5 protein-coding genes are annotated in these 7,659 nt (G+C 58.5%); 1 reads left to right on the top strand and 4 read right to left on the bottom strand.

The features are described 5' to 3' along the window. Positions 1 to 173 precede the first annotated feature (173 nt). The 4 genes from VGE80_RS22460 to VGE80_RS22445 form a co-directional block, all read right to left on the bottom strand. On the bottom strand, positions 174 to 2,390 hold the full coding sequence (locus VGE80_RS22460; RefSeq protein ID WP_440594201.1) for a hypothetical protein: 2,217 nt from the start codon (positions 2,388 to 2,390) through the stop codon (positions 174 to 176). Continuing rightward, positions 2,387 to 4,387, bottom strand: a complete 2,001-nt coding sequence (locus VGE80_RS22455) for a BatA domain-containing protein (RefSeq protein WP_440594200.1) — start codon at positions 4,385 to 4,387, stop codon at positions 2,387 to 2,389. Before VGE80_RS22455 ends, VGE80_RS22460 begins: the two co-directional genes overlap by 4 nt. Then, the gene (locus VGE80_RS22450) at positions 4,384 to 5,295 is read right to left on the bottom strand and encodes a DUF58 domain-containing protein (RefSeq protein ID WP_440594199.1); all 912 of its coding nucleotides are present in this window, start codon (positions 5,293 to 5,295) and stop codon (positions 4,384 to 4,386) included. Before VGE80_RS22450 ends, VGE80_RS22455 begins: the two co-directional genes overlap by 4 nt. A gap of 403 nt (positions 5,296 to 5,698) precedes the next feature. Then, on the bottom strand, positions 5,699 to 6,733 hold the full coding sequence (locus VGE80_RS22445; protein WP_440594198.1) for an AAA family ATPase: 1,035 nt from the start codon (positions 6,731 to 6,733) through the stop codon (positions 5,699 to 5,701). A gap of 293 nt (positions 6,734 to 7,026) precedes the next feature. Here VGE80_RS22445 and VGE80_RS22440 point away from each other — a divergent pair. Further along, positions 7,027 to 7,659 (top strand): hypothetical protein (locus VGE80_RS22440; protein ID WP_440594197.1); only part of this gene is annotated, 633 nt, incomplete at its 3' end.

Raw genomic sequence — 7,659 nt, 5'->3', positions numbered from 1 at the left:
TAATTTATCGGATCAGGTTTAACTGTTGCATGCTTCGAAACTAGTTGATTAATCAGCCCATATATGGCACCACGAATAAACGGACGACCTCTCCTCGGGGTGACCATCACAGTTCCGGCTGTCTTCCTCTGTGGCTGCATGGCCTCGTCAGTCAACGCCTGATTCTCCGATCGTTAAATTAATCCCACAATTTTTCGACCTACCCAGAAGACCCCCAGCAGCACCACGATCAGTGACGCGATGAGCGGGTGACACCAGAGCTGAACGCGTCGAACGGTTGGGGGTGGTTCCGGGAGTGCCGCGAGTGATTTGAGGACCTGTTCCAGTCGATCAAGGCTGATCACTTCTCCCCTCGTGACGCGAGAGACTTCTTCCAGCACTTCAGGCCGGGCCGCTCTGCCCAGTCTCTCGACGGCCGTTCCCTGGACAAAAAATGATGTTTCGAGCGTCGCATCTGTCTGCTTACAGCTCAGGATGACGTCGTGCTTGCCCGGTTCATCAGCAGTGAAACGGGACGTGAAGGCGCCCCACTCATCGCCTGACGAGGTGAAACGGACGGTTTCTGCTTTTCCTGAAGGGGCGACGATTCGTGCGGTCACGTCCCCTTTGGGTAACGGTTCACCACTTTTTTCCATCACGTTTGCACTGAGGGCGATCGTCTGGCGTACTTGGGGTTGCTCGGGGGAATAGTACATCCGCATGGATTCACCTTTGGCCATATTTCGTTGATAGGCCATCCAGCGGACGACTTGTCCCCAGAAGCGGTAGTGGTATTTGTCTTCGACCCCTTTTCGCCAGCGCCAGGCCCCATCGGTTCCCATGAACAGCACTTTGCCCGCCCCGAATGTTCGAGTGGCGAGCAGGGGAATGCGGCCGAACTCATTCGCGACGTCCTTGTGGACCGCCAGCACCTCTGACCCGGCCTTCGCACGCAGGGCAGGGGCGTACCACTGGAAACCGGGCAGACCTTCCCAGACCTCCGTGTTGTCGTCCTGAGTATCGGCCAGCTTGGTGAGCAGGCTGCGGCGACCCGACTCCGTCAGTTCAAAATGGCTGGGCGTGCGCGAACCCCAACCTCCGGGCTGAGAGGGATCGAAAATGACGGGGCACAAGTCTCCCAGCTCGGTCTCAATCAGCGACGTATGTCTTCCCTGCCACCCGGGCATAAAGACCAGACCACTCGCTTGGTGTTCAACGAGACCCTTCAGCAGGCGGCAGTCTTCGGCGGTAAGCTGACCATCTTCCAGTCCGACGTCCCCTAAAAAGACGACGTCATACTTGGAAAGTTCCTCTAATCCCTGAGGAAACCGTTTGATGTAGTCTTTATTTCCGCCCCCCGGTTTATCGAGACCAGGATGAAAGAGCAGGCACGAGACTTCCACCCCCGGGTCGCGGGAGAGTGCGTTGCGGAGATAGCGATACTCCCAGCGAGGAATCGATTCCACAACCAGCACGCGGAGTTTCTCTTCCCGGATTGCGATGGGGGTCGAGAGCCGGTTGTTATCGGCGATGAGCTCTTCTGCGTGCTTGGGAACGTCGAGTGCCAAGGTATAGTCGCCGTTCTCTTTCGGCTTCCAGATGACAAAATCACTGGTGCGGCCCATGGGCGAGATCCGAACTTCCTTGGTGATTTCCTCTCCGTCCGAGACCTTCAGTTTGACCGTCGCCACATGTTCGCGTGGCAGAGTACTTTCGATGGTGAAGGGAATTCGTACCGACTTGCCCGTGATACCGAACGTGGGAGAATCGAGGCTCAACAATTCCACGTCGGGTAAGCGGGATGAACTGCCGACCGGGACGCTGAAGACGGGAACACCCCGTAATCGCAGAGCGGCCGCAGCCTGAACGGGAGGCTCCCCCTCGTTCCAGTCACCATCCGAGGCTAATACCACGGCGTGCAGGTTTTTGAACCGGCGAGGCGCTGTGGCGAGCGGCTCGTACAAATTCGTCCCGCGACTGGTCGCCTCTTCTGATGTCGGCTCGGTGGAACTGATCGGTTGCACGACGACCGTCAGCCGTTCCTGCACCGAGGTCCAGAACGATTCTTCGGTCAGCTTCTGGATCGCTTCCCGTCGTGTTTTGACGGTGGTCGAGGCCGTTTCGCGGTTGGTAACGTCCATCGTTCCCATACTGGCGGAATCATCCCACAGGACCGCAACGGTCGGTTTCTCGTCGGGGCGAAATTCTTCCACCCATTCCGGCTGATTGAACAGCACGACGCCGATCGCGACGAGCAGAAATCGGACCAGTTCCAGCAATCCGATCGAGCGCCGGTAACCGGTGCGGCTCCAGGCGAGGTAACACAATCCTGCCGTGATCGTCAGGATGACGAGGGAGAGGATCACGGACCAGGGAGCCCATGCGAAGGTCAATGAGCGGACCGTGTTCATGCCGTGGCCCCTACTGTGCGAGCTGCGTCCTGTTTCCGGGGGACTTTGGGAAGACACAATGCCGCTTCGAGGATCAGGGAAATCAGCATGGTGATCAGGAATACCCGCCAGATTTCCTGGATGAGTGAATTCAGGCTGCCGGCCTGATCATCGACACGGACAAAGTTCAATCCACGAAAAAGTTCCGTCAGACGGGATTCTGCGAGAACACGGGATTCCTCCTCACTCTCGGGTCTGTTGACCGCGATCAGTCGATCGGCCGCGGAGTAGACCCCACGGTGATACAGGGACTCGGTCGAAAGCCCCTGATCCCCTGCGACAATGGTTGTCCAGGTCGAGGGGGTTTCCCCGGCCGCGTCACCCGCATCGAGTTGGCGTGCTTTGTTCAGGACTGCCGCGCCGGCCGAGACCGCTCGTTGAACGAAGGCGTACAGCACGACGCCGTCGGTCGCCAGTGAGGAATCACGAGGAGCGGGGGTCGTTGCCCAGAAATAGATACCGCCTCGTTTCGAGGGAACACGTGCCAGCAGAGGGGCACCTCCTTTCAGCGCGGCCAGCGGGGTCTGTTCTCCTGACAGGCTGCAGTACTGGTGGATTTCCAGTTGACCCACGGGCAAGGCTGCTCCGTTGAGTGTCCGGCTGAGCAGATCTTCGTCTCCTCGCCAGGTTTCGATCGGGATACTGTCGTTTGAGATGGTCCATTCGTTCCAGCGAATTCCGGAAAACTCGTCACTTCCGGGATTTCTCGGCGGCATGAACACCACCTGCCCGCCCCGATCGACAAACGACTGGACTAATTCGGCCTCCGCACCCTTGGGAAGATTCGCCTGCCAGAGAAGAAGAGATACTTGATCCCATTCGGTGAGCGGAAGCTGTTCGATCCCGATCACATTCGCTTCACAGACGAACGAGGGCTCGGGAGGAATCGACGCCGCGAGCTGAAGCGGCCGTTCCACTTGCGGGTCCTCGGCGACGATGAGCGTCTTGCGTGGGGGAGGATTGTCGAAAACGAAGTAGAAGTCGTCGTCAGAGGGGTTCGCGTCCGCAGGAATCGAGACACGGCCCCAGCCCCGTTCCTGCTTCTTTTCCACAGGGATCCGATGATCTTTGATCTCCGTGCCCGTCCCGGTCAGTTCGACGTTCAGCAGGGACCTTGCCCCTTCAATATCGAATTGCACGGGGACGGTCAGTTTTTCTGAGTCCGCTCCTTCACGCGAAATTTTGAGCGACACCAGCAGTTCCGCACCGTCACTGGTCATCTGTCGTTTCACTTCGGTCACGCGGATCGATGTGTTGGTTGCAGGCAACTGGGGGTACGCCAGCAGATGAAAGCGCACACCCTGTGGAAATTCCAGAAACGCATCGCGCAGTGTGGACCAGCGGCTGCTTTCGGCCGTCCAGTCATTTTCGCGCAGATCGGAACAGATCCAGATTTCAGTGCGCCCCGTGCGGTTGTCGCGAATGTAGTCGTGCGCCGATTGCAGCATCAGAGGCAGATCTGCCGGGGCGCTGGCCGGAGTGGCCGAGGGAAGGTTCAGGATGGCCTCAGGAGATTCAATCTCCTGAGCTTCGTGGGCGGTGCTGTCGATATAGATCCAGCGTGTTGAACCGAGGGTCTGCAGCGTCTGCACCAGTTGCTGCTTGCCCGTTTCCAGCTTGGAATCGCCCGTCCCGACGCCCCGCTGCTGCATGCTGGGGGACCGATCGAGCAACACGATGGTCGTGTCGGGCTTCCCTCCCGCCGCCAGCCCGAGCCATCCGCTGGCGAGGGGACGCGAAACGGCAAAGATCAGACCCGCGACGGCCAGCATGCGAAACAGCATGATCAGCCATTGCCGCAGACGCGAATAGCCGCGTGCCATCCGATGTGCGGCCAGCAGGAACATCATGGCCGCCCACTGAATGGTCTGGAAACGACGCTGATTGATCAGGTGAATCACGATCGGCAGGGCGATCAGTGGAAGCCCCCACAGCAACCAGGGTTGCAGGAAACTCATCTCATCCCCTTGACTTGGGCGCGACTGACCAGAAACCGGACGAGAACCTGTTCGTAGTCTTCGTCGATACTGATCCTGTGATAGTCGATCGCGGATTCAAGGACCACCTGTTTGAGGTCCTTCAGATAGAGCTGAAGTGCCTTGTCATAGCGGTCAGCAATGTCATTCGGTTCCGCAAAGATGGCGGGGCCCCCTTCCATATCCAGAAACCGCATGGGCCGACGGAATTGAAAGTTGAGCTCGAGCGGGTCGAGCAGATGAAACACCGCGGCATCATGGTGCCGAAACCGCAGGTGCTGGAAACAGCTTTGAAGTACTGCAGGTTCGATAAACAGATCTGACAGAATGATGATCAGTGCCCGCTGCCGGATCGTTTCAGCCAGTTCGTGCAGGACGGCCGCCAACTGGGTATCCCCTTTGGGTTTTGCCTGCTCCAGTTGATCGAGAACCAGTCGCAGGTGTGCGGCATTTCGTTTGGGGGGCAGGTTCTGCGTGACGCCATCCGCCACACAGGCCAGTCCCACAGCGTCCCCCTGCTGGCTGGCAAGATAGCTCAAAGTTCCCGCGATCCGCCGGGCATATTCGATCTTCGTGACACCGGTCGAGCCAAAGTTCATGGAACCACTGGTGTCGAGGACGAAGCAACAGCGCAGGTTGGTGTCGGCCTCGAACTCTTTGACATAGAACCGGTCGGAACGTCCGTAGGCACGCCAGTCGAGTCGCCGGAGATCATCGCCGGGGACATATTTCCGGTATTCCGCAAATTCGACGCTGGAACCGCGATGCGGGCTGGCGTGACGGCCCGAGACATTCCCCTGCATGGGCCGACGTGCGAACAACGGAATCCCGGACAGCCGCGAGAGCACCTGGGCATCCAGAAAACTTCGAGGCTGTCGATCCGAAAGCATGGGCGCTCCGTGCAATGACATTCACTGAAAGAATTGCGTCTCCTGCGGGCAGAACACCTGGAGGTCAGAGCGGGGCGATGTCCGAATGGATCATCGAACCCGACTGCGTGACCAGTCCGTCAGCGACGCTGACTTGTTCCCCTTCTCGGCCTCTCATGGTGAGTCGTGAGGACAGGAGACGAACGCAAATCTGAATGACTTAGTCCTCAAGGGTTATGGGGGGATCATGACAGGCTGCGGGGACGAAATCATTTCGTGGTGGCATCAGGCTGCAGACGAAGGCCGCTTCCGACTTCATGAGTCGCCGTTCCGGACACGACGCGGGTCGACTGGGCCTCACGTCCCGTGATTGACGGAACGGGCGGCCCGGCCGGCCTTGAAGTTGCGAAGCGACTGATCGTCTTTACCTTGACTGTTCTTCGATTGTTTCGCTGATCAGGCGTTTGACAATCTGTTTGGCATCCAGGCCCTCGGCCTGAGCGGCGAAGGTCGTAATGACGCGGTGCGTCAGCACGGGGACCGCGACTTCCTGAATGTCTTCCAGCCGGACCATATAGCTTCCGTGCAGGGCGGCACGTGCCTTGGCACCGAGGATCAGGAACTGGACGGCTCGCGGTCCCGCTCCCCAGGCGACCAGCGGCTTCAGCCACGCCGGGGCCGAGGTCCCTCGTGGACGTGTCTTGCGGACCAGTCGGGCGGCATACTGGTAGATGTGGTCTGGAACAGGAACACGTCGAACCAGTTGCTGATGCTCGATAATTTCCGCCGCCGTCATCAGGTGCTCAAGTTCCGGCAGTGCCGCACCGGTCGTCGTCCGGGCGATCTGAATTTCCTCTTCTTCCGAAGGGTAATCCAGCTCGATCAGAAACATGAAGCGGTCCAGTTGGGCCTCGGGCAGGGGATACGTTCCTTCCTGTTCCACCGGGTTCTGCGTGGCGAGCACGAAGAAGGGGGAATCGAGTTTGAACGTCTTGCCGACCACAGTCACCTTCTGCTCCTGCATCGCCTCGAGCATGGCGGCTTGCGTCTTTGGTGGAGCACGGTTGATTTCATCCGCCAGCACGATGTTCGCGAACACGGGGCCCCGTACGAAGGTAAATTCGCGCCGTCCTTCCGCATTATCCTGCAGAATGTCGGTCCCCGTGATATCCATCGGCATCAGGTCGGGTGTGAACTGGATGCGGCTGAAATCGAGCGACATCGTTTCGGCCAGTTTGCTGACCAGCAATGTCTTGGCGAGTCCGGGAACGCCCATCAGCAGTCCATGTCCGCGAGCAAACATACAGATCGCCAGTCGCTCGATGACGTCATTCTGGCCGATGATGACGCGCCCTAACTCCTTCTTCAGTCGCATGTAGAGCTGACGGAGCCGATCAATCGCGGCGACATCGTTGTCGCTGAGATCCATTGTGGGCACCGAACTGGACGAATTTGTCATCAATCCATTCCCCTGATCAAATCCCGAAATTTTCGGTTTGCCACCCAGCTGTTTACGGCGAATGAATAGATGCGAAGTGAACGAGCGTTCTCGCCGTGTTTGAGACAATCGGTCTAAAGTGATACCAAACCGATTGAGAGAAAAAAAGTGTCAAAAAGTTGTCTTTGTCGGAATTCAGCGGAAAGGAAAACTCGTTCCGCTCATGTCTCTTTGCATCGCTCTTGCAGAAAACAGGCCTCTGAAAAGATACTCTGCCGATTCCGATCGGCGAATTTTTAGCCAGGGCTTTTCCTATGTCGAATGACGAGCAGTTTTCAGGCAACCCCCCAACAAATGCGGGTGAGTTCCTGCGTCGATTGCTCGGCGAGCTGGGTGCGACGGTGGGGGCGCTCTGGTTCGGCGGTACGGGACAGCTCAATCTCGTCGCCGCCAGTGGCTTTGAGGAAAGTGGCTTTTTCCGTGGCGCTACCGAGAAAACGCTGCTCCAGCAGATTCTGGCCGAAGTTCTGAAGCAGGGGCGTCCCCTGTCTGTTGATACGGCGGGGACATTTCCTGCGGGACCGACCGGACACGCAACGTTATTCCTCGTCCCCCTGTCGATTCCTCCCGGTCACGTGGGGGTCATTCTGATTGCGGAACGCCCGAATCTGCCGCAACAACAGCGGATGGGGTGGATGCAGCACATTTCCGTGCGCGGTCGAGAGCTTAGCCCGCTCCTGACAAATTCCACGGAGAACTCTCCGAACGTCAGTCAGACGGCGGGGGGCTCTGAACCGAGCCTGGAAGTAGCGAGTGCAGGGTCTGCCGCTCCTGCCGCGCCCGTGCTGGCAGGATCCCCGATGACGGCCAGCCGCACATCGGCGTCAAAACGGCCGCTCATCGATTCTCAGCCTGTGCTGGATTATGTGTTGTCGTTGCAGCGCAGT

Origin of the sequence: Schlesneria sp., assembly GCF_036405755.1 — a bacterium.
Lineage (GTDB): Bacteria > Planctomycetota > Planctomycetia > Planctomycetales > Planctomycetaceae > Schlesneria > Schlesneria sphaerica.
Note: the sequence above shows the minus strand (reverse complement) of the source record. Positions and strands in the feature narration are given on the sequence as shown.

Bases quoted from the DNA above. Each gene is read 5' to 3' on its own strand.
- VGE80_RS22460 (WP_440594201.1), bottom strand. From the start codon at position 2,390: ATGAACACGGTCCGCTCATTGACCTTCGCATGGGCTCCCTGGTCCGTG.
- VGE80_RS22455 (WP_440594200.1), bottom strand. From the start codon at position 4,387: ATGAGTTTCCTGCAACCCTGGTTGCTGTGGGGGCTTCCACTGATCGCC.
- VGE80_RS22450 (WP_440594199.1), bottom strand. From the start codon at position 5,295: ATGCTTTCGGATCGACAGCCTCGAAGTTTTCTGGATGCCCAGGTGCTC.
- VGE80_RS22445 (WP_440594198.1), bottom strand. From the start codon at position 6,733: ATGACAAATTCGTCCAGTTCGGTGCCCACAATGGATCTCAGCGACAAC.